Source organism: Methylobacterium sp. WL1, assembly GCF_008000895.1.
Taxonomy (GTDB): Bacteria; Pseudomonadota; Alphaproteobacteria; order Rhizobiales; family Beijerinckiaceae; genus Methylobacterium.
In genome coordinates, this window is sequence record NZ_CP042823.1 from 1,418,637 (window position 1) to 1,445,381 (window position 26,745).

General features: G+C 66.6%; 18 protein-coding genes, 1 tRNA gene and 1 pseudogene. 14 read left to right on the top strand and 6 right to left on the bottom strand.

The window, feature by feature from the left end; all coding sequences use genetic code 11:
* Positions 1–46: 46 nt before the first annotated feature.
* Complete coding sequence (locus FVA80_RS30345) at positions 47–193, top strand: hypothetical protein (RefSeq protein WP_187193609.1); 147 nt, start codon at positions 47–49, stop codon at positions 191–193.
* Between the two features lie 196 nt (positions 194–389).
* On the opposite strand, the gene FVA80_RS07210 is transcribed toward FVA80_RS30345, so the two are convergent.
* Entirely contained in the window at positions 390–1,829 is a 1,440-nt protein-coding gene (locus tag FVA80_RS07210; RefSeq protein WP_147907661.1) for an IS1182 family transposase, read from the bottom strand.
* Between the two features lie 543 nt (positions 1,830–2,372).
* On the opposite strand from FVA80_RS07210, the gene FVA80_RS07215 reads away from it, so the two are divergent.
* Positions 2,373–2,762, top strand: coding sequence for a transposase (locus FVA80_RS07215; protein WP_147907662.1), 390 nt, complete (start codon positions 2,373–2,375; stop codon positions 2,760–2,762).
* A gap of 51 nt (positions 2,763–2,813) precedes the next feature.
* Here FVA80_RS07215 and FVA80_RS07220 read toward each other — a convergent pair whose 3' ends face one another.
* The gene (locus tag FVA80_RS07220) at positions 2,814–5,093 is read right to left on the bottom strand and encodes a TonB-dependent siderophore receptor (RefSeq protein WP_147907663.1); all 2,280 of its coding nucleotides are present in this window, start codon (positions 5,091–5,093) and stop codon (positions 2,814–2,816) included.
* A 969-nt stretch (positions 5,094–6,062) separates the two neighbouring features.
* Here FVA80_RS07220 and FVA80_RS07230 point away from each other — a divergent pair.
* Positions 6,063–7,259, top strand: a pseudogene (locus FVA80_RS07230) (DUF2252 domain-containing protein).
* A 25-nt stretch (positions 7,260–7,284) separates the two neighbouring features.
* On the opposite strand, the gene FVA80_RS07235 reads toward FVA80_RS07230, so the two are convergent.
* Complete coding sequence (locus FVA80_RS07235) at positions 7,285–10,338, bottom strand: response regulator (protein WP_147907664.1); 3,054 nt, start codon at positions 10,336–10,338, stop codon at positions 7,285–7,287.
* Between the two features lie 271 nt (positions 10,339–10,609).
* Here FVA80_RS07235 and FVA80_RS07240 point away from each other — a divergent pair, with 271 nt between their 5' ends.
* The 4 genes from FVA80_RS07240 to FVA80_RS07255 all read left to right on the top strand — a co-directional run bounded on the left by FVA80_RS07240 (position 10,610) and on the right by FVA80_RS07255 (position 15,524).
* Entirely contained in the window at positions 10,610–11,101 is a 492-nt protein-coding gene (locus FVA80_RS07240; RefSeq protein ID WP_147907665.1) for an ABC transporter ATP-binding protein, read from the top strand.
* A 295-nt stretch (positions 11,102–11,396) separates the two neighbouring features.
* Positions 11,397–13,637 carry a TonB-dependent siderophore receptor gene (locus FVA80_RS07245; RefSeq protein ID WP_246692302.1) on the top strand — a complete coding sequence of 747 codons (2,241 nt, stop codon included), beginning with the start codon at positions 11,397–11,399 and terminating at the stop codon, positions 13,635–13,637.
* A 40-nt stretch (positions 13,638–13,677) separates the two neighbouring features.
* Entirely contained in the window at positions 13,678–13,959 is a 282-nt protein-coding gene (locus FVA80_RS07250; protein ID WP_147907667.1) for an iron transporter, read from the top strand.
* The gene (locus tag FVA80_RS07255) at positions 13,956–15,524 is read left to right on the top strand and encodes a PepSY-associated TM helix domain-containing protein (RefSeq protein ID WP_147907668.1); all 1,569 of its coding nucleotides are present in this window, start codon (positions 13,956–13,958) and stop codon (positions 15,522–15,524) included. Before FVA80_RS07250 ends, FVA80_RS07255 begins: the two co-directional genes overlap by 4 nt.
* 226 nt (positions 15,525–15,750) lie before the next feature.
* On the opposite strand, the gene FVA80_RS07260 is transcribed toward FVA80_RS07255, so the two are convergent.
* Complete coding sequence (locus FVA80_RS07260; RefSeq protein WP_147907669.1) at positions 15,751–18,012, bottom strand: CHASE domain-containing protein; 2,262 nt, start codon at positions 18,010–18,012, stop codon at positions 15,751–15,753.
* Positions 18,013–18,688: 676 nt separating this feature from the next.
* Between FVA80_RS07260 and FVA80_RS07265 the strand changes: the two genes are divergently transcribed.
* From FVA80_RS07265 to FVA80_RS07280, 4 genes are all read left to right on the top strand, one after another.
* Complete coding sequence (locus tag FVA80_RS07265) at positions 18,689–19,699, top strand: ATP-binding protein (RefSeq protein WP_147907670.1); 1,011 nt, start codon at positions 18,689–18,691, stop codon at positions 19,697–19,699.
* 52 nt (positions 19,700–19,751) lie between these two features.
* Complete coding sequence (locus tag FVA80_RS07270; protein WP_147907671.1) at positions 19,752–22,295, top strand: S8 family peptidase; 2,544 nt, start codon at positions 19,752–19,754, stop codon at positions 22,293–22,295.
* Between the two features lie 134 nt (positions 22,296–22,429).
* Positions 22,430–23,026 carry a hypothetical protein gene (locus tag FVA80_RS07275; protein WP_147907672.1) on the top strand — a complete coding sequence of 199 codons (597 nt, stop codon included), beginning with the start codon at positions 22,430–22,432 and terminating at the stop codon, positions 23,024–23,026.
* Positions 23,023–23,220, top strand: a complete 198-nt coding sequence (locus tag FVA80_RS07280; RefSeq protein WP_147907673.1) for a hypothetical protein — start codon at positions 23,023–23,025, stop codon at positions 23,218–23,220. The genes FVA80_RS07275 and FVA80_RS07280 overlap by 4 nt, the downstream gene beginning before the upstream one ends.
* 242 nt (positions 23,221–23,462) lie before the next feature.
* Here FVA80_RS07280 and FVA80_RS07285 read toward each other — a convergent pair whose 3' ends face one another.
* Both FVA80_RS07285 and FVA80_RS07290 read right to left on the bottom strand, forming a co-directional pair.
* Positions 23,463–23,792, bottom strand: a complete 330-nt coding sequence (locus FVA80_RS07285; protein WP_147907674.1) for a hypothetical protein — start codon at positions 23,790–23,792, stop codon at positions 23,463–23,465.
* 139 nt (positions 23,793–23,931) lie between these two features.
* Positions 23,932–24,007, bottom strand: a tRNA-Glu gene (locus tag FVA80_RS07290).
* Between the two features lie 106 nt (positions 24,008–24,113).
* On the opposite strand from FVA80_RS07290, the gene cobU reads away from it, so the two are divergent.
* Genes cobU through FVA80_RS07305 form a run of 3 tightly spaced genes read left to right on the top strand, consistent with a single transcriptional unit; the run spans position 24,114 to position 26,733 of the window.
* Entirely contained in the window at positions 24,114–24,668 is a 555-nt protein-coding gene (gene cobU / locus FVA80_RS07295) for a bifunctional adenosylcobinamide kinase/adenosylcobinamide-phosphate guanylyltransferase (RefSeq protein WP_187193610.1), read from the top strand.
* Entirely contained in the window at positions 24,665–25,267 is a 603-nt protein-coding gene (gene cobO, locus FVA80_RS07300; RefSeq protein ID WP_147907675.1) for a cob(I)yrinic acid a,c-diamide adenosyltransferase, read from the top strand. The genes cobU and cobO overlap by 4 nt, the downstream gene beginning before the upstream one ends.
* Before the next feature lie 23 nt (positions 25,268–25,290).
* The gene (locus FVA80_RS07305; RefSeq protein ID WP_147907676.1) at positions 25,291–26,733 is read left to right on the top strand and encodes a cobyric acid synthase; all 1,443 of its coding nucleotides are present in this window, start codon (positions 25,291–25,293) and stop codon (positions 26,731–26,733) included.
* Positions 26,734–26,745 lie beyond the last annotated feature (12 nt).

Sequence of the window (26,745 nt, forward strand, 5' to 3'; positions counted from 1 at the left end):
AGCTTACATAGGCCGCTCATCAACTTGCCAGATATGATAGAACTACGTGACAGATTGGTTTGAAGATCCAGACGACGACGGTCGTGCGTCCACCAAAAGTGAGAGCTGGATGCGGCTATACATCACGGCGGCACTGATCGGTATGGGTGTGCTCGGCGTGATCGGCACGATGCTGCATATCTTCCCAGCGTGAAGCCCAGAGTCTGCTCACGACCCAGGCCGTGTCAAAACGCCGGGAATGGGCTTTGTGCTCGGGTGCCCCCCACTCTTGCGAGAATGGGCGTTCCATCGCTTGGAGCGAGCTTTTGTGGTCGAGCGACAATCCGTTTGCGTTGAAGGCGCTGTTGGACGGCTTTTCAGTCCCTCAGTGAGCGATCCAAGGCTCTTGCTCAGGCGGGGATGGCTGCCAAGAGCTTCCGGCTTCCCAGGATGTTGAGAACACGCGTCAGATTGTAGGCCAGGACCTGGAGTGCCATCTCCGTCGAGACGCGCGGCAGGGTCTTGGTCAGGAAGTGCGTCGCCCCCATCCGCGCCTTCAGCGTGCCAAAGGGGTGCTCGACCGTCTCGCGCCGGACCCGCATGGCCAGCGGATCGCCGTCCAACCGGCGCTGCACGGCCTCCAGCACGTCCTCGTGCTCCCACCGTGTCACCCGGCGCTCCTTGCCCGTCGTGCAGTCCGCCTTCATCGGGCAGGTCGGGCAGACGTTCGTCCAGTAACGATGCAGCGTCAAACCATTCTCGACCGAGGTGTGCCGATAGGACAGCGTCTGACCCGCTGGACACAGGTAGGTGTTGTCTTGGCGACGGTAGAAGAAGTCTTCCTTACCGAAGCGCCCGGCCGCCTTCGCGCCCGAGGTCATCGGCCGGGGCAGCGTCACGGTGATGCCGGCGCGTTCGCAGGCCAGGATCTGTTCACTCGAATAGTAACCCCGGTCGGCCACCGCATCGAGCGTGTCCGCCTCCAGAGCCTCTTTGGCCCGTGCGGCCATGCCGCTGAGCTGCGCCCGGTCCGAGCCGGCATTGGTGACCGCGTGTGCGACGATCAGATGATGCTCGGTCTCGACCGCCACCTGGACGTTATAGCCCACCACGCCCAAGCCACGCCCGCTGGTGGCCATCGATCGCGCATCGGGATCGGTCAGCGAGACCTGCCGGTCGGGCGCCGCCTTCATCTGCTCCTCCAACCCCGCCAGCCGCTCCATCTCCTGCCCGAGTCGAGCGATCTTCTCCTTCAGCCGCTCCACCTTGGCTGCCAGTTCCGGCGTGGGGTCCTGACGATCGGCCGTGTCGAGCTGCGAGAGGTAGCGTGACACGCTCTCCTCGATCTGCTGGCGACGCCGGTCGAGCTTGCCTTGCGTGAAGTTGCGGTCGCGATTGTTGACCGCCTTGAACTTCGAGCCGTCGATCGCGACGCACGTCCCCGTCAGAAGGCCCATCGTGCGGCACAAGGCGACAAAGCGGGCACAGACGCGTCCGATGGCGGAGCCGTTCTGCCGACGGAACTCGGCAATGGTCTTATGATCGGGCGACAGCTGGCCGGTCAGCCACATGACCTCGACGTTGCGGCCCGCCTCGCGCTCCAGCCGTCGGCTCGATGGGACCCGGTTGAGATAGCCGTAGACGTAGAGCTTCAGCAGGGCGGCCGGATGGTAGCCCGGTCGACCCGTCCGTGCCGCATCGACGCCCGCAAAGCCGAGCGCGCCGAGTTCCAGGGCCTCCACGAAGGCATCGACAACACGGACAGGGTTGTCCTCAGCGATCCAGTCTTCCAGGCAAGGCGGAAACAGCGTCGTCTGATCGCGCTCGGCACCGACAACAAACCGTCCCATGCCGTCCTCCGCTCGTGCAGAGGAAAGCTACCACTATCGGGGTTTTGACACAGCCAGGACCCATTCCAGAAGGCCGAAAGGTCTGCTTCCAGGCAGTACGGCGGGCTGGCTTTGGTAGCTCTTGGCCGGAAGCAGAATGGCTGCTTCTGAGTAGAACATTACCAAAGCGGACGGCTTCTTGCCAACCCAGCCCATTCGCCCAAATCGACGTTTGCGGTTTTTTAAAGCAACGGTTTCAGTAGGAACGTATTCTTGACTTGAGGTAGAAATTTTGATTTAACATTTTTCATCTGACTCAGCCATTGTTTTCATTTCTCAATTGATCAGTGATTGTAATTTTACTGCCAATACGCCCCAGTTGAATAATTTACCGGGCGTAAGGACGTGAAGATAAATAATATCTAATGAGAGTGCTTTTGCTGGCACGTCAGAAAATTGAATTAGACCGGCTGGTGTCTCCCCCGTCAAGTGGTCGCCGAAAGCCTTGCGATCTCATTGGGGTCATTCTAAAGGGCGGAGAGCGTCGCGGATAGCCTACGTCGTATGGTCGATCAGGAAAATCTGTTCTGGCTCAGCGACGCGCAGTGGGCTGTCATTGCCCCCTATATGCCTAACTCAGTCGCCGAGCACCTCGACGATCGTCACACCATGTCTGGCATCATCTATGTATCGCTGACAGGATGCCGCTGGCCAGATTGCCCGGCAGTGTACGGTCCGCGCGGCTCCGTCTATCGGCGTTTCAGTCAATGGCGCCATCGACCTTTCTGGTCGGCCATGCTGAGGGAGCTGTCCGATGCCGGATGGACCGATGAAGCCCGCGCCCTCGATCCCGTGGCGATGGCGCGATCACGCCCACGCCGGCGTGGCCTGAGGATCGACCGCAAATGGCGCCCCCGGGAGCGACCACCTGACGGCCGACACACCACCGATTGAGTGGTGCGCCGCAGGCTCAACGCACTGCAGCCGACCTGCATGCGTGTCTACTCACCACTTATAACTGATGCTTGCCAGCACCTGTCTCGCCTGACCGTAGAAGCAGGCGTTGACCGTCTGACATGACGAGACGAAGCGCCGATCAGCGAGGTTCGTCGCGTTTACCTGGAAACGCCAGCGATCCCAGTTGTAGTGAACCTGCGCGTCGAACAGCACGTATTCTGGCACGTGGAAGAGATTGGCCTGGTCCGCGAAGGACCGACCGATGTAACGCGCGCCGCCGCCGAACCCGAAGCCGCGCAGCTCGCCTGTCGGGAAGGTGTAGTCGAAGAACACGTTGGCGAAGTTCTCCGGGGTGTTCACCGGGACCTTGCCGATGAGGGTGGGATCACCGTTCTTCTCGTTGGTCAAACCGTAGATCGTGTACGAGGCGGACACGTTGAGGCCGCTGAACACGGTGGCGGTGAGCTGCGCCTCGAAGCCGGTCGAGCGCACCTCGCCGAGCTGCGACTGGAACTGTGGGTTGGTTGGGTTCGCCGTCAGCACGTTCTGGCGGCGGATGTCGAAGCCGGCCAAGGTAACGAAGTAGCCCTGGCCCGGCGGCTCGAACTTGACGCCACCCTCGATCTGGTCACCCGTCTCGGGCCTGAAGGTTCGGTTGTTGATGTCGGTGCCGATCAGAGGCTGGAATGAGGTCGAGTAGCTGACGTACGGCGCAAGGCCGAAGTCGAAGTTGTAGATCAGCGCCGTACGGTAGGTGGTCGCGGTATCATTGCGACCGTCGTTCCGAGCGCCATTGGTGAGCTTGTCGTTGATCCGGTTCTCGGCGAAGTCCTGGCGAACACCGACCAACAGGGTCAGTTGGTCGGTGAGCTTGATCTGATCCTGCCCGTAGAGGCCGAGCTGCTTAAAGGTGTCGAAGTTGACCTGGTAGGGCCCTGGCGTACCGGCGGGACCACCGTACGCAGGGGCCAGGATGTTGAGGTCCGGCGCGGAGTAGAACGGGTTCGCGCCGAAGTTCGTGCCCTGATTGTCACTTAGGCGGTAATCCTTGTAGTCCACGCCCATGAGGAGGTCATGGCGGAAGAAGCCGTCGAAGAAGCGCGCCTCTGCCTGGTTGTCGACCTGGAAGATGTTAACCCGGTCCTTCACGAGAAACTGGTAGCGGGCGAGCTGGGTCTGCGTTGCGTCGCCGAAGGCGTAGCCATTGCCGATGTACGAGTTCTGATAGCTGTCGCCGAACGAGTAGCGCAGGTTCTGACGGAACGACCACGTGTCGTTGAAGACGTGCTCGAACTGGTATCCGAGGAACGCCTGATCGCGCTGGAAGGTGTTGAAATCGCGATCCCCTACGTTGGTCGAGCGCAGGATACGCAGACCGAGCGCCTGGGGGCGAACCGTGCCGGCGTAAGGCAGGAAGTTCGCCGACACGCCGGTCGTGTCATGCTGGAATGCGGTCAGGACCGTGAAGGTCGTCGCCCCGTCCGGCTTGTAGGTGAAGGCGGGCGCGATGAAGTAGCTGTTGTCCTGCAGGCCGTCGATCTGCGTGCCACCGTTGCGGCCGTAGCCGGTCAAGCGATAGAAGTAGTGTCCCTCCTTGTCGACCGGGCCGCCGACGTCGAAGGCGGCGTACTTCTGACCATACGAGCCGCCGCCGACCTCGACGTAGCCGAACGGGTCCTCCGTCGGGCGCTTGCTGACCTGGTTGATGATGCCGCCGATCGGACCGGCGCCGAACAGCACCGCCGCAGGTCCGCGCAGCACCTCGACGCGCTCCAGCCCGAAGGTGTCGTAGCGGAAGTAGCCGAAACCATAGTTCAGCGTCTGCAGGCCGTTCAAGTAGAGACCGTAGTCGCTCGCCACGAAACCGCGCAGGAGGAAGTAGTCCAGGCGCGTGTCGTAGCCGAACGGGCTGGCGTAGGTGCCGGCGACGTACTGCGTCGCCTGGGATAGGTTCTGCGCGTTCTGGGCGTCGAGCTGCTGGCGCCCCACAACGGTGATCGACTGCGGCGTCTCGATCAGCGGCGTGTTGGTTTTTAGAGCGGTCACGGAGCGCTTGGCGACGAAGCCGTCGATCGGCCCGTTCGGGTTCTCGGGCCGGCCGGGTCCCGGTTGTCCGGACGAGACCGGCCCATAGCGCTCACCGGCGCCGCGGCTCTCGACGCTCAGCTCGTCGAGCTGCACGCTGCCTGCGTTCGCCGAGACGCCACGACGGGGCGTGTTCGCCTCTTGCGCGGAGGCTTGTTCTACGGCGAGGCTGAGAACCGCGAGCGAAACGCCCGCGAGGGCGAGTGTACGCACCATGGTGCGGTGAAAGCCGATCATCTTCATAGCCCCGAGCCCGATCCAGGCAGCCTCCCTCATTCGCCGCAGAGAGATGCGACGTGGCTGCCTTGTTGTTTGAAATTGTTATAAACTGCTGTTTTACTTTGCTTTTCTGCTCAACGGATACGGTTGAGACACAGGATGGACAAGACGGTTAGACCCCAACTTCGGTGGATACGGCGGACCAGTTGCAGCGAGGTCACAGCCGCGGACCGGCCACCGCACACCTCGCATCGGCAAACTTAGCGCAACGGCGTGTGAGGCTTCGGTTGCGAATAGTAAGCATCGCAGGTTGATGCCACTGAAGATTCTATGCGGCCGCCGAGGGTTACAGCTGGCGACTAGTTTATCTTCATTCATCCCATCTAGGCAGCTGCCCTAGAATCGTTGCGCCATCGCGATCACGCGACGCTGAGACCGCGCGTTGAGTTCGAGCCGCAGGGTGATGATGGGGAAGGGATAGTCATAGTTGCGAACGAGAGCGGGGCCTTCGTCGCCCAGCCACGCCGCTTGGCTGCAACCCTGCGGGCGAGGTGCTGGGCGATAGTGGCTGAGGATGCGGTGGGTGCGGTGGGTGCGGTGGGTGCGGTGTGCGGTTAAGTCCACGTTGAGCGGAAGGGTTTATTCCTCGGCCAGGTCGTTGGTGTCGTCTGAGGCGGTCGGACGAGGTCGATGGAACGGTCAGCGCAGTCCACGGATACCTCATCGGCGGCGGCCGATGAGCATGAGGCGCTGATCGGAGCTGCCGAGGAGGCGGTCCTAGAGCCCCTGGCGGACTTCCCGCACATCGACCTGCGCTCGGGCGTGGAGCCGTGGGAGAAACGTCGCGCCGCCGGCAAGATCCTGCGCCTGGATCTACCGCATTCGGCTCATGCCGTGCTCGATCTCGCCCGCGACCGTCCCGACCCGGTCGCGCTGATCGAAGCGGCCCACGACGGGCGACAGTCGCACCTAATCCCGGTGCGGGTCGCCCGCATGGCGTCCTCGCCGTTCGCCTTCCTGCGCGGGGCCGCTTAGGTCATGGCCTGGGATCTCGCACAGGGAGCGCGCGGCGCGATCGACGTGGTGATGAACGGCGATGCCCATATCTCCAACTTCGGCCTGTTTGGCTCACCCCAGGGCGAGGTGGTGCTCGACCTCAACGACTTCGACGAGGTCACGGTCGGGCCATGGGAGTGGGACCTGAAGCGCCTGTGCGTGAGCATCGAGGTCGCCGCGCGGGATGCCGACGTACCGCCGGCCGAACGGCGGCAGGCGGTACTGAGCGCGGTGGCTGGTTACCAGCACACGATGAACGACCTCGCCCCGCGCGGTTCGCTCGACGTCTGGCAGCGCGCGGCGCGCGCCGAGGACCTCGCCTTCGCCGGCATCGAGATCGACGCGCGTTCGCAGGCCGTGGTGCGCAAGGCCGTCGAGAAGGCGCGGCGGAAGAACAACACCAGCTTGCTCGATCGGGTGGGCGAGCGGCGCACGGACGGCGGCTGGCGCTTCCGCGAGGAGCCGCCGATCCTCGTCCGCGTCGACGAGGCGACGCGCGAGGCCGTCACCACCGGCCTGGAGCGTTATTCCGAGACGCTGCCACGCGAGCGGCGGTTCATGCTCAGCCGCTACCACGTGGTCGACGTCGCACATCGCGTCGTCGGCGTCGGCAGCGTCGGCACTCGGGCCTACGTCGCGCTCCTGTGCGGCAACTCGGACCAGGACGCGCTCTTCCTCCAGGTGAAGGAAGCTGTGCGACCGGCCCACGCGCCGTATCTACGCGGCATGCCCAAGCCCTACGCCGACCACGAGGGCGAGCGCGTGATCTACGGCCAGCGCCTGCTACAGGCGGTGGGCGATCCGCTGCTGGGCTGGACGAAGATCCAGGGCCGGCCGTTCTACGTGCGCCAGATGAAGAACATGAAGGGCGAGATCCCGGTCGTGCGAATGACCGGCCGGTCGCTCCAGTACTTCTCGCACGCCTACGGCGCCCTACTGGCCAAGGCCCATGCGCGGACCGGGGATGCGGCGGCGATCGCGGGCTATTGCGGCCACGATGGCCGCGCCGACCTGCGGGAGGCCCTCGCCGATTGGGCGATGGCCTACGGTGACCGGAACGAGGCGGACTATCAGGCGTTCCGGACGGCCATCGCGGCGGGCAGGCTCCGAGCGGCCGACGACCCGCATCTTTGATCTAGCACATGCGTCGACGGGCTGATCACTCGGACGACGTCGTCATCCCGGATCCGTCGGCCTGATCAGATCCCAGCCCACCGTGTTGATGCTCGGCGGGATCGGCTCCGTAGAGCGTCGTCAGGAGCGCCGAGAGGTCGGAGAAGGACAGCCCGGCCTTCTGCACCACGCGGTCGGCCTGCCCGGCCAGCTGGCGGAAGTCGTCCGCCGTGACGTCCTTGGCCGTCAGAACCACCACGGGAATGTCGTACCACTCCGGGCGGGTGCGCAGCAGGCGCAGGAAGCCGAAGCCGTCGAGTTCCGGCATCATCAAATCGAGCAGGATCAACCGCGGCCGGTGCTCGCCGACCGCCGCCAGGCCCGCTCGGCCGTCCGCCGCCGTGACCACCTGCCAGCCGTCCCGGGTGAGCTGGGATGCCATCAACGCGCGCAGGTCGCCGTCGTCGTCCACGACCAGCACCGGCCCGTCATGGGCCTTCGGCCGGAACCGCTCCATCGCTTCCTTCAATTGTACCCAGTCGACCGGCTTCTGCAGGTAGTCGGTCGCCCCGAGCGAGAACGCGAGGTTCTGCTCGTCGAGCACCGTGACCATGATCACCGGCAGATCGCCGAGCTCCGGGTCGGCGCGCAGGGTGCGCAGCACGGCCCATCCATCCATGCGCGGCATGGTTACGTCCAGCAGGATCGCGCGCGGACGCCGCGTGCGCGCCTGCTCGAGCCCTGCCATTCCATCAGCCGCCGTTGCGACGTGGAAGCCTTCCTTGGCCAGGAAGCGGGCGAGCAGGTCACGGGTGGCTTGATCGTCGTCGATGACCAAGACCTCGCTGCCGGCTATCGACTCGGCCGAGGGTTGCGGCGCCCGCGGGGATCTCGCCTGCGCCTGTCTCTCCTCGCCCTCGACCACGCTCGCCAGCAGCGTCAGGGTGAAGGTCGTACCTTCCCCCTGACGGCTCTCGACCGCGATGTCGCCGCCGAGCATGTGCGCGAACGCCCGGGTGATCGCCAACCCGAGCCCCGTGCCGCCGAAGCGCCGCGTGGTCGAGGCGTCGGCCTGACTGAAGCGCTGGAACAAGCGTGACGCCTGCTCCTCGCTCATGCCGATGCCGGTGTCGGCCACCGCGAACACCAGCCGATCACCCTCGGCGTCCGTCTGCCGGCGTGCCGACAGCGTAATTTCCCCGCCTTCCGTGAACTTTGCCGCGTTGCTCAGCAGGTTGATCAGGCACTGGCGCAGCTTGGTCGCGTCCGTGTACGCACCGCCGAGCCCGTCCGCGATGTCGAGGACCAGGGCGTTGCCCTTCTTCTCCACCAGGGCTTCCACCGTGGCGGCGACGTCGCGCACGGTCGCGGCGACGTCGATACTTTCCGGGTACACCTCCATGCGCTCGGCCTCGATCTTCGACAGATCGAGCACGTCGTTGATCAGCCCGAGCAAGTGGCGCGCGTTCGCCTCGATCTTCTTCATATCGGGCAGCAGGTCCGCCTGGCCGGCGTCCTCCATCTCCTCCTGCAGCATCTCCGAGTAGCCGATCACCGCCGACAGCGGGGTGCGCAGCTCGTGGCTCATGTTCGCCAGAAACTCGGACTTGGCGCGGTTGGCCTCCTCGGCGGCGTCCTTCGCCGCCGCGAGGACGTGCTCGGAGCGCTTGCGCGCGTCGATGTCGGACACCACCACGACAGCGCCGATGAGCGCGCCTTCGGCATCCCGCATCGGCGCGCCGGCGAAGCCGACCCAGGCGCGGGCACCGTCGCCGCGCTGATAGTCGACCTCCAGCTCGGACTGTGGCTCGCCGGCGCGCACCACCTGGATCAGCGGCCACTCGCTCGGCTCGACCGGCCGGCCATTCTCGTGGAAGCCGACCCAGCGGGCCGGTTCCTCGCCGGGTTGCGCGGGCAGCACCCCGTGCCCGAGGATCGTCTCGGCGCGGGCGTTGTGGCCGGTGATCCGTCCGGACGGCGCGTCGGCGATGAGCACGCCCACCGGCAGTGTGTCGAGAACGCTCCGCAGCAGCGCTTCGCCCGCTCGGACCTGGGCCTCGGACAGGACGGCCGTAGTTACGTCCGCCACGACGAGGCCGACGCCGGTGGCCACAGCCGACCCTTCATCCTGGCACAGCGGGTAGAAGCTCATGCGGAAGTGGCGCATCCCGCCCGGCGCGCTCTCGCTCGCCACGCTGACCGGCACGTCAGCGCTGACGAGGCCGTGGTCGCGCGCCGCCTCCAGCAGCGGGGTGAGCTGATCTTCCAGCTTAGGGAGAAGCGTCCAGATCGGTACGCCGAGATCCGCACCGAAGCCGCGCTCGCTCATCGTCGCCAGGGCGCGGTTCATGTGACGGATGTTAAACCCGCCGTCGAGGAAGCCCAGCCCGACCGGGGCATTGGCGAGCACGCCCTCGAACAGCCCGCTGCTGCGTTGGCTCTCGCGGCGGCGTACTATCGTGAGGCGGACCAGCAGCACGATCGCGAGGGTCGCGCAAAGCAGGCTGAACGCCGTCAGAGCGGTGTAGCGCAAGCTGTCGCGACGGTCGTTCTCCGCCGACGCCTCCGCGGCGGATCGGTTGGCCGTCGCGGTGGCGGCACGGATCGCATCCATCAGGCGCTTGCCCGCGCCGGTCTCGATCAGGGCTTCTGCGCTGTCGAACCCCTGGTCACGCCGCGCGATCACGACCCGGTCGGAGAACACCGTCTCATCGCCGATCAGCTTGCGCACGGGGGCGAGTGCCGCTGTCGCAGGATCGAATGAGCCACCGTCGAGGGTGTCGAGGAAAGCGCTTTCACCGGGGATGCGATTTAGCGCATCGGCATAGGGCTCGAGGTACTCGGGCTTGCCGGTGAGCGCGTAGCCGCGCATGCCGGTCTCAAGATCCTTCATCGTCGAGAGCAGGCGCTCGCTGTGGCCGATCAGTTCCCTGTGGTGCAGCCGTTCGCGACGGGCGGTGCCGCCAGCCACGAAGTTCCACCCGACCGCCGTCAAGGCCAGGGCGAGCAGGGCGTAGGCGAGCGGCGAACTGGGCAGCCCGGCGAGCGGTCGCGCTCCCCGCAGGCCTGGACGCTGGATCAGCGGGTGGGTGTCGGGCATGCGAGCTACCTTCGCCCTCTACGATCGGGCATCGGCAAGTCGTAGCCGGGTTCATACATGAAGCGCGAGCCCTGGCTTCGAGTTCGAACTCGCAACCAAAGGGCTCTGCGGTGGAAGTGACTACAGGGCCTCTTAATACCCCGTACGGTCGCGCATACTCATACTTCTAGATCTGGCCGAAAGCAGTTGGTCCGCTTCCCGGCACAGGTGCAGATGAAGCGGACGCCGTCAGTGCGATCCTCGATGGCTAAGCGCGCGTCGCATCACCGTGATGGAGGCCGTCGTCCACGCCGCCTGGGCGGGCAGGCCGGCGCACGGCGCGCCAGCGCCCGTCCAAGCGGCGGCCGTCCTCGATCGGCTCGACCTCACGGCGCTCGCCCGGACCCGGCTCGATCGGCTGTTGGGCGGACAGCGCCAGTTGACGAGCTTGGCCCAGACGCTCGTCCGGCGCCCGCGGCTGCTACTCCTCGACGAACCGCTCAGCACGCTGGACCTGCGCCACCATCACGCTGTCCTCACGGTCCTGCGCAGCCTCGCCGCGTACGGCCTGATCGTGGTGGCAGTGCTGCACGACTTCAGCCTCGCTGCGATGTGGGCCGATCGCGTCGTCCTGATCCATGGCGGGGGCGTGGCCGCCGACGGGCCGCCGGAACGAGCCGTCACTGCGGCGACGCTGGCGGAGGTGTACGGCGTCGCCGCGACGGTGCGGCGTGGCGACGATCGCTCCACCAGCATCGTCGCGACAGGACTCCTCGACCCGTAGCCGATCGTAAGACGCACGGTGCCGCGCCCTAAGGCAACACCTCCCACGCGTGAGTGCCGCAAAGCAGCTGTGCTGTTTCGGCCACGACCCACACCCCCTGCCATTCCTGGCCTTGCACGCGTTCCTGATCGCGCCTATCCCTGCGACAGAAACGTCAAGCAAAACAGTAGTTTAGCTTCTTTCTAATCTGCGATCTGCATCCCCGCCGGGCGTCCTTCCGGCGAACGCGGGCGGCTGCCCGCAGCGCGAGAGAGACACGGTGTTCATGCGTCGAGATCAGGCACAACGAGGCACCGTGCGTGCTCTCACCCTCGCGGGCGTCTCGCTCGGCATCCTGATCCAAGCCCTTCCGTTCAGGCCAATCGCCATCAGTGCCGCCCAGGCGCAGGACGCGACCCCGCCGCGCCCGCGGGCGCGCAACCCCGCCGATCAGACCGCACAAGCCGGAGTCGTACTGGAGGAGTTGAGCGTCACCGGCCAAGGCGGTGGCGGACGCCGCCAGGAGGATCCGCTCGGCCCCATCGACGGTTTCGTGCCAACCCGATCACTGACCGCCACCAAGACCAATACGCCGCTCATCGAGACACCGCAGTCGATCACCGTCATCGGGCGCCAGCAGCTCGACGCGCAGCGGGCCCTCACCGTGCCCGAGGCACTGAAGTATGTGCCGGGCGTCTACGGTGGCACCTACGGCCCAGGCAGCCGGATCGACTTCTACCTGATCCGCGGCTTCACCGCGCAGGACACTGGGCTCTACCTCAACGGGCTGCAGCTCCTGCAGTACGGCAACGGGACGTTTCAGGTCGACCCGTTTGGGCTTGAGCGGATCGAGGTCCTACGCGGGCCGGCGGCCGTCCTATTCGGACAAGGCGGCCCGGGCGGCCTCGTCAACCTGATCAGCAAGCGGCCGCCGTTGGAGGAACTGCGCTATGTCGAGGCAGGCGGCGGCTCCTACGGGCAGAAGTATCTCGCCTTCGACGTCGGCGGTCCCGCCGACGCGGAGGGGCACTGGTTCTATCGGCTCACCGCCCTCGGCCGCAACGGTGGCACCCAACTCGACGGCACCGACGATAACCGCGGCTACATCGCCCCTTCGTTCACCTACAAGCCGGACGGGGCGACCACGTTCACGGTCCTGACGAGCTTCCAGCACGACGAGACCGGCCGCATCGGTGGCTTCCTGCCCTACGTCGGCACGGTGCGTCCACAGGCACTCGGCCTACGCATCCCGCTCAACGTCAACATCAACGATCCGCAGGCCAACCGCTTCCGACGCACGCAGGCCTACGGCGGCTACCAGTTCGAGCACGTCTTCGACGAGGTGTTCACCTTCCGGCAGAACCTGCGCTACTCGTTCACCGAGAGCTACGACAACACCCTGATCTCCGGCAGCTACGTCGCCGGCACGAACCAGACAGTGCTCAACCGCTACCGCTCACAATCCGCCGGCCGCGAGAACCTGTTCAACGTCGACAACCAACTCGAAGCCCACTTCGACACCGGACTGTTCCGCCACACGATGCTGTTCGGCCTTGACTACAAGCAGGCCCAGCTCGACGGCACTAGCGCACGCAGCTCGACCACCGCGAACCTTCCGGCGCTGCGCATCAACTTCCTCGCACCGGTCTACGGGGTGCCCACCCCGATCCCGACGCCCTTCAACGTCACGGGCACCTCCTTCCAACAGCTCGGCATCTACGCTCAGGATCAGATTCACATCACCCCGGAGCTCAGCATCATCGCCAGCGGCCGGGGCGACTTCACCGAGAACGACGTCCTCAACAAGCTGACGAGCCGGACCACCGAGCAGCGCGCCAACGCGGCGACCCAGCGCTACGGCATCGTCTACGACTTCGACTTCGGGCTCGCCCCCTACCTGAGTTACGCGACGTTCTTCAATCCGGTGATCGGGACGGACTTCTTCAGCCAGCCGTTCAAGCCGGAGACCGGAGATCAGTACGAGGCCGGCGTGAAGTACCAGCCTCCGGGCTCGCAACTCCTCGCTACAGCCGCGGTGTTCGATCTGATCCGCACGAACGTGTCGACGACGGACCCGACCAACATCAACAACACGATCCAGATCGGCGCGGTGCGCTCGCGCGGCGTCGAGCTGGGGTTGCAGGCCAACGTCACGCCCGACTTCAACGTCACCGCGTCGTTCACGAGCTACGACCTGAGGACGGTCGCGGACGGTTCGGCCGCCAGGATCGGCAAGACCCCGGTCAACACCCCGCAGACCCTGGCCTCGGCGTTCGCGGACTACACGATCCCGACCGGACCTCTGGCCGGCTTCGGCTTCGGCGGCGGCGTGCGCTACATCGGCATGTCCTACGCCTCGGTCGACAACTACTTCACCGTCCCGGAGGTCGTATTGTTCGACGCACAGGTGCACTACGTGCGCGACGGCTGGCGCTTCGCGATCAACGCCACCAACGTGGCCGATCGGCACTACGTGGCGTCCTGCATCTCGACCGGCAGCGGGTGCTACTACGGCGACGCGCGCCGGGTGATCGCGAGCGCGAGCTACAAGTGGTGAGGCGCCCGTCGGTCTCCGCTTCGCGGCGAACCGCTTTCCGGTGACGGTCAGCGCCCGGCTCACGATCGCGGCCCGGATCGCCCTGGCGGTCTTTGGCGGCTATGGTCTGGCAGGCCTCGCCACCGCGGCGCTGGCGCTCGCCCTGCCGATGGGCCGGGCCGACGCCGCGTCGACAGCGACGATGCTGAGCTTCGCTGTCTATGCCGCGGCGGTGCTGTGGACGTTCGGAGTCCGCCACCTTGCGACCGCCGCGCTCGGCCTGCTGCTGCCGGCCCTTGCGCTCGGCGGCCTCGTCTGGGCATTGCACGGAGGGGCTGGATGAAGGCGACGTTCCGGCAGTCGATGGCATGGCTGCACGCCTGGTCCGGGCTCGTGGTCGGCTGGGTACTGTTCGCGGTCTTCCTCACCGGCACCCTGAGCTACTACCGCACTGAGATCTCGCAGTGGATGCGGCCGGAACTCCACGCCGGTCACGCGGTCGATGTCCCGATCGCCGCGGAGCGCGCTGTCGACGCTCTGCGCGAGCGCGCCCCGGACGCGCGGGCCTGGTTCATAACGCTACCGACCCCTGAGATTCCCGCGACCCGGATCGTGTGGCGCACCGCCCCCGGAGCCCCGTTCTCGGTGGCGCTGCTCGACCCGGCTACCGGTGCCACGCTTCCCGCGCGGGATACCCGCGGCGGCGACTTCCTGTACCGGTTCCACTACGAACTCCACCTGCCACCCCTGTGGGGACGCTGGATCGTCGGCGGCTGCGCTATGGTGATGCTGATCGCTCTGCTCAGCGGGATCGTCACGCATCGGCGGATCTTCGTCGACCTGTTCACCTTTCGTCCCGGAAAGGCGCCGCAGCGCGCGTGGCTCGATGCGCACAATGTCGCCGGCGTGCTGGCACTGCCGTTCTACCTTATGATCACTTACACCGGTCTCGTCACGCTGATGCTGTTGTACATGCCCTGGGGGGTGGACGCGGCCTACCGCGGTGATCGCGAGCGCTATTTCCGGGACCGCGGCCAGACGATCGCGGCCCGTCCCCCGGCCGATGCCCCGGGGACGCTGGCACCGCTCGGACCGATGATCCGCGAGGCGATGCGCCTCACCGGTTCGGAGGCGACCTTCATCGCGATCCACAACCCGCGCGACGCGCGGAGCACGGTGGTGGTGACGATGGACGAGCCCGAGGGCTTGGCTCACCTCCACCCCGCGGTCGGCTTCGATGGCGTGACCGGCACCTTCCTCGCCACGACCATGCCGGCCAGCGTCGCGACCACCGTGCACGGGACGTTGGTCGGCCTGCACGAAGCGCACTTCGCACGCTGGCCGCTGCGCCTGCTGTTCTTCCTGTCGGGCTTGATGGGCTGCGCCATGGTGGCGACCGGACTGGTGCTGTGGACCGTCGCGCGTCTACCCAAGCCCAACTCTGCGGCGCGCATGCCGCTGGGCCACCGGCTCGTCCACGCGCTCAACGTCGGCACCGTGGCCGGCTTGCCGATCGCCGTGGCGTGCTACTTCCTGGCCAACCGCCTGCTGCCCGCGGCGATGCCTCTCCGTCCGGAGGTCGAAGTGCAGGCTTTCTTCGCCGGGTGGTTGATAACGGCCCTTCCAGCCGTGTCTCTCGCGCCGGCCCGGGCATGGACCGTCGCGCTAACGACGGCCGCCGCCGGGTTCTTCGCCATCCCGATCGTCAGCGGCGTAACGACAAACCGTCATCTCCTCGCAAGTTTGCGCGAAGGCGACACGGTGTTCGCGGCTTTCGATACTACCAGCTTGTGCGTCGCGGCCGGGTTCGGGTTCGCCGCTTATGCATTAGCCAACCGTCGAGCTGCCCCGCAGCGAATGAGAAAAGACGCTCTTCAGGCAGGTATCGGATCACGGTCGTCGGTGTAAAGGCGATGTCAGTGTCGAGCTAGTGGGCAAGCTCTGCAACGGTGCAGCATCGCCTAGCGCCACGTTTGCTCACGGGCACGGGCCAAGGTGTTTTGAACGACCGAGATGGGCGCGAAGCAGCAGCTGGATCTAGCCGAAGGCAGTCAGCTTCTGGTGTTCGCATCTTGGAAGCGAAGGGTGTTTGGCAATGTTGATATGCTAAGCGAACTGACATCAAGCTTCAGCCTCAGCCTGCGATCAGCTCGCGGATGCGGGCTGCCAATGTGTCGACGGCAAACGGCTTGGTCAGGACCGCCATGCCCGGATCCAGCTGACCATCGTTGAGCAGCGTGGTCTCCGCAAAGCCTGTGATGAACAGCACCTTCAAGTCGGGACGGCTGACCCGCGCAGCGTCGGCCATCTGCCGCCCGTTCATCCCGCCGGGCAGACCCACGTCGGTGACGAGCAGATCGATCCGAGCGTCAGACTGCAACACCCTGAGGCCACCGGCGCCGTCGGCAGCCTCGACCGCGGTGTAGCCGAGATCCCCGAGCACGTCGGTGATCAGCATGCGCACCGTCGGCTCGTCGTCCACGATCAGCACGGTCTCGCCAGCCTCGGCGAGCGCCATCGGGTGCTTCTCCGGGCCAAACCCATCCGCCTCAGCCTCGCCCCGGTGGCGCGGCAGGTAGATGCACACCGTCGTACCCTCGCCGACCTCGGAGTAGATCCGCACCTGCCCACCCGACTGCTTCGCGAAGCCGTAGATCATCGACAGGCCAAGGCCCGTGCCCTCGCCTATCGGCTTGGTCGTGAAGAACGGGTCGAACGCCCTGGCCACCACGTCCGGCGGCATGCCGGTGCCGGTATCGGTGACACACAGCGACAGGTACTTCCCCTCGGGCATATCCTGCGCCGCAGCCTGCTGCCCGTCGATCCAGCGGTTGCTCGTTTCGATAGTGATCCTGCCGCCGCCGGGCATGGCGTCCCGCGCGTTGATGCACAAGTTCAACAGGGCGTTCTCGAGCTGCGAGGGATCGACCAGCGCGGGCCAAAGGCCGCTCGCACCTATGTGCTGCATGTCCACGCTCGGCCCGACCGTACGTTGGATCAGGTCGAGCATGCCGCCGGCCAGCCTGTTCACGTCGGTCGCCTTCGGCGCCAGTGTCTGGCGACGCGAGAACGCCAGAAGTCGGTGCGTCAGCGCCGCGGCACGTTTTGAGGCCCCCTGGGCGGCGGCGATGTACTTCTCGACGTCCTTGAACCGACCCTGACCGATGCGGGTCTCGATCAGCTCCAACGAGCCCGAGATCCCGGCCAGCAGGTTGTTGAAGTCGTGCGCCAATCCGCCGGTGAGCTGTCCGACCGCCTCCATCTTCTGCGACTGCCGCAGCACCTCCTCCATGCGCGCGCGTTCCTCGCCGGCCAGCCGAAGGCGATCGGCCGCTGCCTGAAGGTCGCACGTCCGCTCCTCAACCCGAGCTTCGAGTGAGGCGTTGAGCCTATGGACCTCGTCCTGGGTCTGACGCTGCCGGTACGCGGCGAAGCCAAGCAAGGTCGTGGCAAACAGCCCCCCAACGCAGACGAGCCAGATCTCGGGGAGTGCAGATCTGCGCTGAGGCGAGACACGCTCCTCGAACACCACGATCCATGTGCGGCCACCGAGTTCGAGCGCGGACTGCCGCGTAAGCCGGCCGGTCGCCGCGGCTGTGGCCGGCGCGGATCGATGCAGCAGCGTCGCGTCGCTCGGCGCACCGTCGTAGACCGTGAAGGCGGCGTCCTGTTCAGCCTCAGCCGCGATGATGCTGCCAAACAGGTCGTCGGCACGGAAGGCGCCGAAGACGAAGCCCAGGAACAGTCGCCGCCGCTCGTCGACGTCGGGTGGCACGGCACCGCCGACGTACACCGGCATGGCGACGAGGAAGCCGGCCTGTTTGTTCGCGTCGATCTCCTGTACAAGTTGGATGCGCGCCGAGGCGGCGGGCAGGCCGGTGTCGCGCGCGCGCTCGACCATGTCGCGGCGGATGGGGTCTGACATCACGTCAAAGCCGATCGCGGCCTGATTGCGCGGGTTCGGCGGCTCGGCAAATAGGACGGGACTGATCGTCGGGTTGTCCGTCGACGGTCGCACGCGGAAGTCGGTCACCCCCAGTGACTCGGCCCGCGCTGCAAACCGATCGCGTTCGGCGGCAGGTAAGGTCGGCGTGAAACCGATGCCGAGGAAGCCGCGATACAAACTCTGCAACTCGATCCGCTGCACGTACGCCCGGAAGTCGCTCAGAGTGACGCCATCGCCCTTAACCGCGAACAGGCCTGCACCGCCACGGAGCAGGGCGGCGTAGGTGCGGAACTGGTCCTCGATCGTGCGCAGCTCGATCTCGGTGGCGTGGACGAAGGTCAGGCGATCGCGCAACGCCGCCGCTCGCCAGATGAGAGCGGTACTCGACCCGGTCGCGAGCAAGCCTGCGGCCAAGATCAGCGCTGGGATCCACCGCACCGCTCGCACCATAGGACGCGCCGTCCGGTTCGGATCATCAACGCGGACTCGCGAGGTGCGAAGTTGGGGCAAGGGTCTAGCCGGTCGGTATGGAGCGGTCTGATGTGCTTGGGCGAGCACGGCGGCACATGCGAGCCCATGATGGCGTCACCGGGGCAACATCTGCCGCGGCGAGGCGCTCGACGTACCTTTTTGGCGGCTGAATGCGGCGAGCACGCGGCTTCGACGGAGGGCCTGACCGGGCCACGATCCGATGCAGCCCATGGCTAGATCCGCGCCTTGATTTTTTCTGTCGCCGCGTCCGCTTACCGGAAACTGCGGGCGGCGGCGGAATGGCGGCATTGGGCGCAAAGCTGCCGACCTTTGCAGCTCGGTCAATCTCAGGTTCGCGCCAGAAACAGAGATTGGGGCCTCTCCCATAAGCGGGCATTCCTCGTCCGAGGTCGCTACGGCCGATCGCGCCTCATTGTGGGCCTGAACGCCGCATCAACGATCGACGGGATTGAGGCTCTGGATGACGGGAACGATGCCGGGACGCCGCCCATCGCGCGACCTTGTGCCCAGCGGCCATGAAACCGTGGCACGGCCTGAGCCATTCAATTAAGGCTTTCGTTCGTAAGTTCTGGTGGGGACAGTGCTTCACCCGTTTCAACGGGCAAGGCCTCGAGTCGAAGGGAAGGAGGCGAGCATGTCGACCAAGCATCTGCTCGCCCTCCTGAATTCGCACATCGAAGGCGATGAAGAGCAATTCCTCTCGATTGCGCTGCAGGTTGCGGCGCAGGAGGCGCGTCAGGGACGGTCTGAGGATGCCGACAAGCTGAAGCGCCTGGTGCAGAAGGCCCGCGACCAGCAGCGGACTAGTCGTCCGGCCGGTGGACAGACCCCTATCCCGCTGGCCCGGCCGCGCGGCGAGCTCCAAGGTCTAGTCGAGAGCGCCTATCCCAAGGTGACGCTCGCCAGCATGGTGCTTTCGGAGGAAGTTCGCGGACGGTTGATGCGGGTCGTGCGTCAGCAGCAGGAGCGCGCGACGCTTCGCGATCACGGGCAGGCGCCGACCACGCATATGCTGCTCATTGGTCCACCCGGCACCGGCAAAACCATGACCGCGTCGGCGCTCGCGGGCGAGCTGCACCTTCCCTTGTTCACAGTCCGCCTAGAAGCGCTCTTCAGCCGTTTTTTCGGCGAGACCGCGGGCAAACTGCGCCTGTTGTTCGATCAGATCGCGCAGACGCGAGGAGTCTATCTGCTCGATGAATTCGACGCGATCGGCGCGCGTCGGGGTGACCAGAATGATGTCGGCGAAATTCGCCGCGTGCTGAACTCTGTGCTCGCCTTCATGGAGGAGCCGAACAGCACCGACAGCTTGGTGTTGGCCGCGACGAACCATGTCGAGATCCTCGACGAGGCGCTCGCGCGCCGCTTCGACGAGGTGGTGGAGTACGGCCTTCCCGACCGCAAGGCCGCCCGCGCGATCGTCGAACGTCGCCTCGGCAAGTTCAAGCTGGCCGCCCGCTCCTGGGCGGCGATCGAGACGGCGCTCGATGGCCTGAGCCAAGCCGAGCTGGTGCGGGCGGCCGACGCGGTCGTTAAGGACGTGATCCTGGAGGGAGAGGCGAAGGCCTCCCCTGATGCGCTCAAGGACGCACTGCAGAACCGCCAGACCCTGAAGGGCAAATTCCGCCGTCAGACCGGCCGTTAGAAAGACGAGCCGGCCGCCTGCAGGAACCATGTTTGTTCGGGGTTGAAGAGTTATGTCAGATCCTGATGAGTTCGGGGCGCGGGATCGACCACATATCTCGATCGACGCGTTCCGCGAGGCCACACAGTACGGCTATCCTTCGCGCGACCAGAAGCGCAAACCGCTGCGCGACGATTATCGCGCGCACGCCGACGCGCTGCTCGACCAGCTAACCAAGGCGCTGGGCGAGCTGCCCGCTGCCGCAGCGGATACCCGCTTGCAGGTCCAAGGGTTGAAATCGGGCGCCGTCGTCGAGGTAGCGACTGCACCGCCCGCGGAGGGTTCGCGTTCAAAGGCTGCGAAGGTTCCGGCGGCGCTGGAGTTCCCCGGTCAAGACATCGTGCTGCTCCGCACCGAGCGGCGCGACGACCGGACGGAGAGTGCTCTGCTGTTCGTGCCCGACGACGCCCGAGGATTCCTGCGCGAGCGTATCGCCGCCTACGGCCGCAACCTTGGGAATGCACGTCGGCCGGACGTCGACCGTTTCGAGGCGGTGGAGACGATCGCCGCCGCGCCCGCCCGCACGCTGTTCGTCGGCGCGGTCGATTTCGGTGCGCCCGACATCGTCTGGTGGGAGCTCTGGGTGCAGGGTGATGCAGGCCGTGCCGAGCGTGTTGCCGTGCTGGCGCGCGGCGTGAACCTCGACGTGCACGCGGATCGCCTCATATTCCCGGACACAACCGTGATCTTCGTCCACGCGCCCACGGCCGCCGTGCTGGGCTTCGCCGAACGGGTGCCAGGGGCGATCACGGAGATCAGGCGGGCAACCGGCACGATCGAGCCGTTCCTCGACCGGGGCGAGGCCCGCCTCGGTCAACACGACTGGGTGTCCGAACTGGCCGAGCGCGTCATACCCGCGTCCGACGACGTGCCTGTCGTTTGCGCCCTCGAAACCGGCGTCGCGGCCGAGCACCCGCTCGTCCAGCCGGGCCTGAAGGGCGCGTGGGCTTATGACGCCGCTTGGGGGACCGATGATCATGCGCCCTATGGCGGACATGGGACGGCAATCGCCGGCCTCATCCTGTACGGCGATCTCGAGCCGCACATGAACAGCACGGAGCCCGTCGAGCTCACGCACGGAGTGGAGTCCATGAAGCTCCTGCCGCCGCACGGCTTTCCGGCGACCAAGCCGCCGAGCTACGGTGTGGTAACGCAAGGCTCCGTCGCACTCGTCGAAGCGGAGCGCCCGAACATGCTGCGAAGCTTCTGTCTTGCCACGTCGGCGACGGACTTCCCGCCGAGCCGGCCCTCGAGCTGGAGCGGAGCGCTCGACCAGATCGCGGCCGGGTCCATGCCCGGCGACGCCGTAAACGGTACGGCCGCCGCAGACGGCCCCAAGCGCCTAGTCGTGGTCGCGACCGGCAACGTGCAGGGCGGCATGATGGTCGACGTGACGCTGTCCCAGCCGCTCGAAGACCCGTCCCAGAGCTGGAACGCGCTGACTATCGGCGGCTTCACGCGCAAGGAGCAGACGCCGGCCCCGCCGCCCGCGCTCGAACCGGTCGTGCCCGCCAACCATCGGAGTCCGTTCAGCCGCGGCTCCCAGACCCTTCCGGACGACCTGACGCCGATCAAGCCTGAGGTGTTGTTCGAGGCCGGCAACATGCTCTCCACCGATACAGGCTTCTGCGCTTGGCACGAGGCGGTGTCGTTGCTCGCCCTAGGCTCGGACGTCGCGGCCGAGCCGCTGGTGCCCTTCTGGGCGACAAGCGCGGCGGCCGGCGTGGCGGGCAACTTCCTCGGGCGGCTGCAGGCGAGCTTGCCGGACCGCTGGCCTGAGACGCACCGGGCGCTGACGGTGGACTCGGCGGACTGGCCGCAATCGATCCGCAGGCTGCTGATAGGAAAAGGGGCGCACTGGAAAACGGGGTCGAAGGCGCAAAAGCAGAAGATCCTGCGCGAGATGGGCTACGGCGTGCCCGACATCGACCGCGCGATCTTGTCCGCACGGAACGACGTCACCCTGATCGCCGAGGCCGAAATCCAGCCTTTCGCGCTCGGAGCGGACCGGCGCAGCGCCGTGTTCAACGAGATGCATTTCTACGACCTGCCCTGGCCGAAAGCGGCACTCGAGCAGCTGGAGAACGAGATCGTCACCATCAAGGTGACGCTCTCCTACTTTGTCGAACCGAACCTCACGGGGAGGGCGGCGACTCGTCCCGATACGTACCGCTCCTTCGGTCTGCGCTTCGACATGAAGAAACGGACTGAGACCGACGCAAAGTTTCGTAGCCGCATCTCCTCGGCGCAAGAGGGGGACGGTTCGGCGAGCGAAACCGAGACCAGTTGCTGGCTGCTCGGACCTAAGGCTGTCCAAGCGGGATCGCTCCATTGCGATCTGTGGCGGGGGCGGGCGATCGAGCTTGCGGGTCACGACGCGATCGCGGTCTACCCAGTCGGCGGTTGGTGGAAGTCCCACTTCGGGCAGCGGCGATTCGCGGATAAGGGCCGGTACGCCCTAGTCATCTCCTTGTCGGCGTCCGGGCAAGCCGTCGACCTACATGCCGAGGTGTCGAACCTCGTTGAGGTGAAGGCGGCGGAGGTCCTGATCGGCTGATGCGGCGCTTCCGCACGCTCCCGGGCGACTTCGACAGCCGCGCTGCGGATATGGACCAGCCGATCCCGTAGACCTGGGACGAGCAGGTTCGCGCGCTGCACATCGACAACATGGCGCGGCGCCAGGCGGAGCTCGTGGCCGAGTACGGCGAGTGGGGCGCCGAGCGCAAACGAGCGGACTTCGTCGCGATCGGGGTCAAGCCGTTCTCTGTCCTGAGCTACCACAACCGCTTCTTCACGCAGACGCGGGACGCCTTCGTCCAGGGCGCCTACTATCCGGCCTTGCTATCGGCCTGTGCGCTGGGGGAGCGCACGCTCAACCACCTCGTCCTCGATCTGCGGGACGACTACGCCGACACGCCCGAGCACGCGGCCGTCGCCGCGGACAGAGCCTTCTCGAATTGGCGGCTCATGATCGCGACACTCGAGGCGTGGCAGGTCCTGGATCAGGAGGTCGTCGATCTTTTCAGGACCTTGTCGCGCCTGAGGAACCGGGCCGTTCACTTCAACCCGGCGACTTATGTGAGCGCCCGCGACGACGCGCTGGCGGCGATCACCTGTCTGCGAGACATCGTCGAGAAGCAGTTCGGAGCGTTCGGTCGGAGCGCTGGTACATTCCGGGTACGCTCGGAGCGTGCTTCATCAGGCATGCGTTCGAGATGGACCCGTTCGTCCGAAAGTTCATCGCCAAGAGCGCCGTTTATGTCGGCCCCTTGCATTCGGTGCGGATGACGGAGGCGGGCGCTTGGCAGTTCGTCGACTGGCCGCCAGACGTCTACGGTGACGCCGTCGTCAGCGATGAACAGTACCGAGACCTGTTCAACGATCGCGACCCCGCGTCGGTTGTGTCTGCCGACGGTCCGTTCGTTCCGGCCAAGATCCTCGCGCCCGAAGATGTCGCCGCGTCTGAGGTCAAGCTGATCTGAGCTCGGCGGGTCAGCCGAGGCTCGGCAGAGATCGTGTCTCGTGGGGTCGCGACCGTGGCTTCGCCGGCCAATGGAGGCGGAAGATAAGGGCGACCGATGGCGTTGAGCAATTATCGAGTGAGCCGGCCGGCGGCCTTCCCCGAGAAAGGCCGCTGGCGCTTCAACGAGAAGAAGCGGCGTTGGACGCTAACCTTCAGCCCGAGGAAAGAGCTCGTCGAGCGCATCCAGGAGGAAGAGATCCACTACGTTCCGCCAGCACAAAGGAGCGTTGTCGTCAGCCGCTCGAGCTCCGCCTTCAGCGCCTTCTTCTCGGTCTCGATCTCGGTGTTGGCCAGGACGGCGAAGTACCAGTCCAGCCCACCGCCGAAGATCCCCTCCAAGTGGTGCGCGTCGTGCGAGTCGATCTCGATCGGCTCACCCTCTGGGTCGCTGGTGACGCGCGAAGCCGTCGAGAGCGGTTCTCTGACGGCCCCGTCGACCCGCTCGTACTGGCGCAGGGCGTCGCGGAGGAGTTCACCAGACTGCCCACGAGCAGACGTTCCGGACGTCAGCTGTGGGTCAGCATCCGCCATGTTTGAGCAGCAGCATCACGGTCAAGATGCCTCACTGACTGCTCGGAGCTCACGATTCCGTACGGCAGCACTCAACAATGACTATGTTAGACGTTTGTGTGAGCCAGCTCGTAAAATCCAGCCAACCGCTTGATCTTACTGGCGCGCCCTACGGGAATCGAACCCGTGTTTTCGCCGTGAAAGGGCGACGTCCTGGACCGCTAGACGAAGGGCGCTTTGGCTAGGCCGGGGTTCTATAGTCGGCGGCGGCGCGTCCGGCAACCGTCGATCCGCACGCGGGCTCGGGTTTGACCCCGGGACGGGTTGGGGCGATGGAGGGGCATGCCGCAGATCCCGCCCCGCATGACCCTCGTCCTCGGCGGGGCGCGTTCCGGCAAGAGCGCCTACGCGGAGGGGCTGATCGAGGCCTGCCCCGGCCCGTGGCTCTACCTCGCCACCGCGCAGGCGTTCGACGGCGAGATGGTCGCGCGCATCGCCCAGCACCGCGCCCGGCGCACCGGAGCGTGGCGGACCCGCGACGTTCCGCTCGCTCTGCCGGAGGCGGTTGCCGAGGCCGAGGGGGCCGTCCTGGTCGATTGCCTCACCCTGTGGCTCACCAATCTGATCCTGGCCGAAGCCGACCTGGAGGACGCGGTGGCGCGGCTCATCGCCGCCTGCGCGCGGGCGCCGGGTCCGCTGGTGCTGGTCGGCAACGAGGTCGGGCTCGGGATCGTGCCGGACAACGCCCTCGCCCGCCGCTTCCGCGACGAGGCCGGGCGCCTGCACCAGCGGCTCGCCGCCCGGGCCGACCGGGTCGTGCTCACCGTGGCGGGCCTGCCGCTCGTGGTGAAGCCGCAAGCCCCCGTACAAGCCCTCATTCCCGGAGCCTCCGCATGAGCGACGACGCGACCCGCCACCGCGAGAAGATGGAGAAGCGCAAGGCCGTGCAGGATGCCGAGGTGGCAGCCAAGACCGTCGAGAAGGGCCTGCTCATGGTCCATACCGGCCCCGGCAAGGGCAAGAGCACGGCGGCGCTCGGGCTGATGCTGCGGGCGCTGGGTCGCGGCTGGCGGGTTGGCATGGTCCAGTTCATCAAGGGCGGCTGGGATACCGGCGAGCGCCACGCGGTCGCGGTGTTCGGCGACAAGGTCGCCTGGCACACGCTGGGGGAGGGGTTCACCTGGGAGACCCAGGACAAGGCCCGGGACATCGCCGCCTGCCGCCACGCCTGGGACGTGGCCGAGGGCCTGATGGCCGATCCCACGATCCGCCTGCTCGTCCTCGACGAGCTCAACATCGCCCTGCGCTACGAGTATCTCGACCTTGATGCCGTGGTCGCCGCGCTGCAGGCGCGCCGGCCGGACCTGCACGTGGTCGTCACCGGCCGCAACGCCAAACCGGCCCTGATCGAGGCCGCCGACCTCGTCACCGAGATGGGCAGCGTGAAGCACCACTTCTCGGCCGGCGTGAAGGCTCAGGAGGGGATCGAGTTCTGAAGCCCACGCGCAAGAAGGCCCTGATGATCCAGGGCACCGGCTCCGATGTCGGCAAGTCGCTGCTCGTGGCGGGGCTGGCGCGCGCCTTCACCGACCGGGGCTTGGCGGTGCGGCCGTTCAAGCCGCAGAACATGTCGAACAACGCCGCCGTCACGCCGGATGGCGGCGAGATCGGCCGGGCCCAGGCGCTCCAGGCCCGGGCCGCCCGGGTGGCGCCGTCCGTGCACATGAACCCGGTCCTGCTCAAGCCCCAGAGCGAGGTCGGCTCCCAGGTGGTGGTGCAGGGGCGGATGGTCGCCACCGTGAAGGCCCGCGACTACCAGGCCTGGAAGCCCCGGCTGATGCCCGCCGTCCTGGAGAGCTTTTCGCACCTGGCCGCGGAGGCCGATCTCGTGCTGGTCGAGGGCGCGGGCTCGGCCTCCGAGGTGAACCTCCGGGCCGGGGACATCGCCAATATGGGCTTTGCCCGGGCCACCGACACGCCGGTGGTGCTGGTCGGCGACATCGACCGGGGCGGAGTGATCGCCAGCCTCGTCGGCACAAGGGCGGTGATCGATCCCGCCGACGCCGCGATGATCGCCGGCTTCATCGTCAACCGCTTCCGGGGCGACCCGAGCCTGTTCGCCGACGGGATGCGGCTGATCGCCGAGCGGACCGGCTGGGCGCCGCTCGGCCTCGTGCCGCACTTCCCCGCGGCCGCGCGCCTTCCGGCCGAGGACGTGCTCGGGCTGGCGGGTTCCGGGCCGCGCCCGGCCGGGACCGTTACGGTGGCGGTGCCGGTGCTTCCGCGCATCGCCAATTTCGACGACCTCGACCCGCTCCGGGCCGAGCCCGGGGTGTCGGTGGTGCTGGTGCGCCCCGGAACGCCGATCCCGGCGGACGCCGCCCTGGTCCTGCTGCCGGGCTCCAAGACCACCATCGACGACCTGGACTTCTTCCGGGCCGAGGGCTGGGACGTCGATCTGCGCGCCCATGTCCGGCGGGGCGGGCGGGTGCTCGGCCTGTGCGGCGGCTACCAGATGCTGGGGCGCAGCCTCGCCGATCCGCACGGGATCGAGGGGGCGCCCCGCACGGTGCCGGGGCTCGGGCTCCTCGACGTCGATACCGTGATGACACCGGACAAGCGCCTTGCCGAAGCCACCGGCACGAGCCTGTCCGATGCGGTGCCGTTCTCGGGCTACGAGATGCATATCGGCGCCACGCACGGCCCCGACGCGGCCCGGCCGCTGCTGCGGCTCTCCGACGGGCGCACCGACGGGGCGGTCTCGGCGGACGGGCTTGTGGCCGGGACCTACGTGCACGGGCTGTTCGCACACGATGCCCAGCGCGCGGCTTGGCTCGCCCGCCTCGGCACGGTCTCGGAGGGGGCGGGCTACGAGGCCGGGGTCGAGGCGGCGCTCGACGGCCTGGCGCGACACATCGCGGCCCATGTCGACTGCGACCGGCTGCTGGCGCTTGCCCGGTAGGCGAGGGCCGGG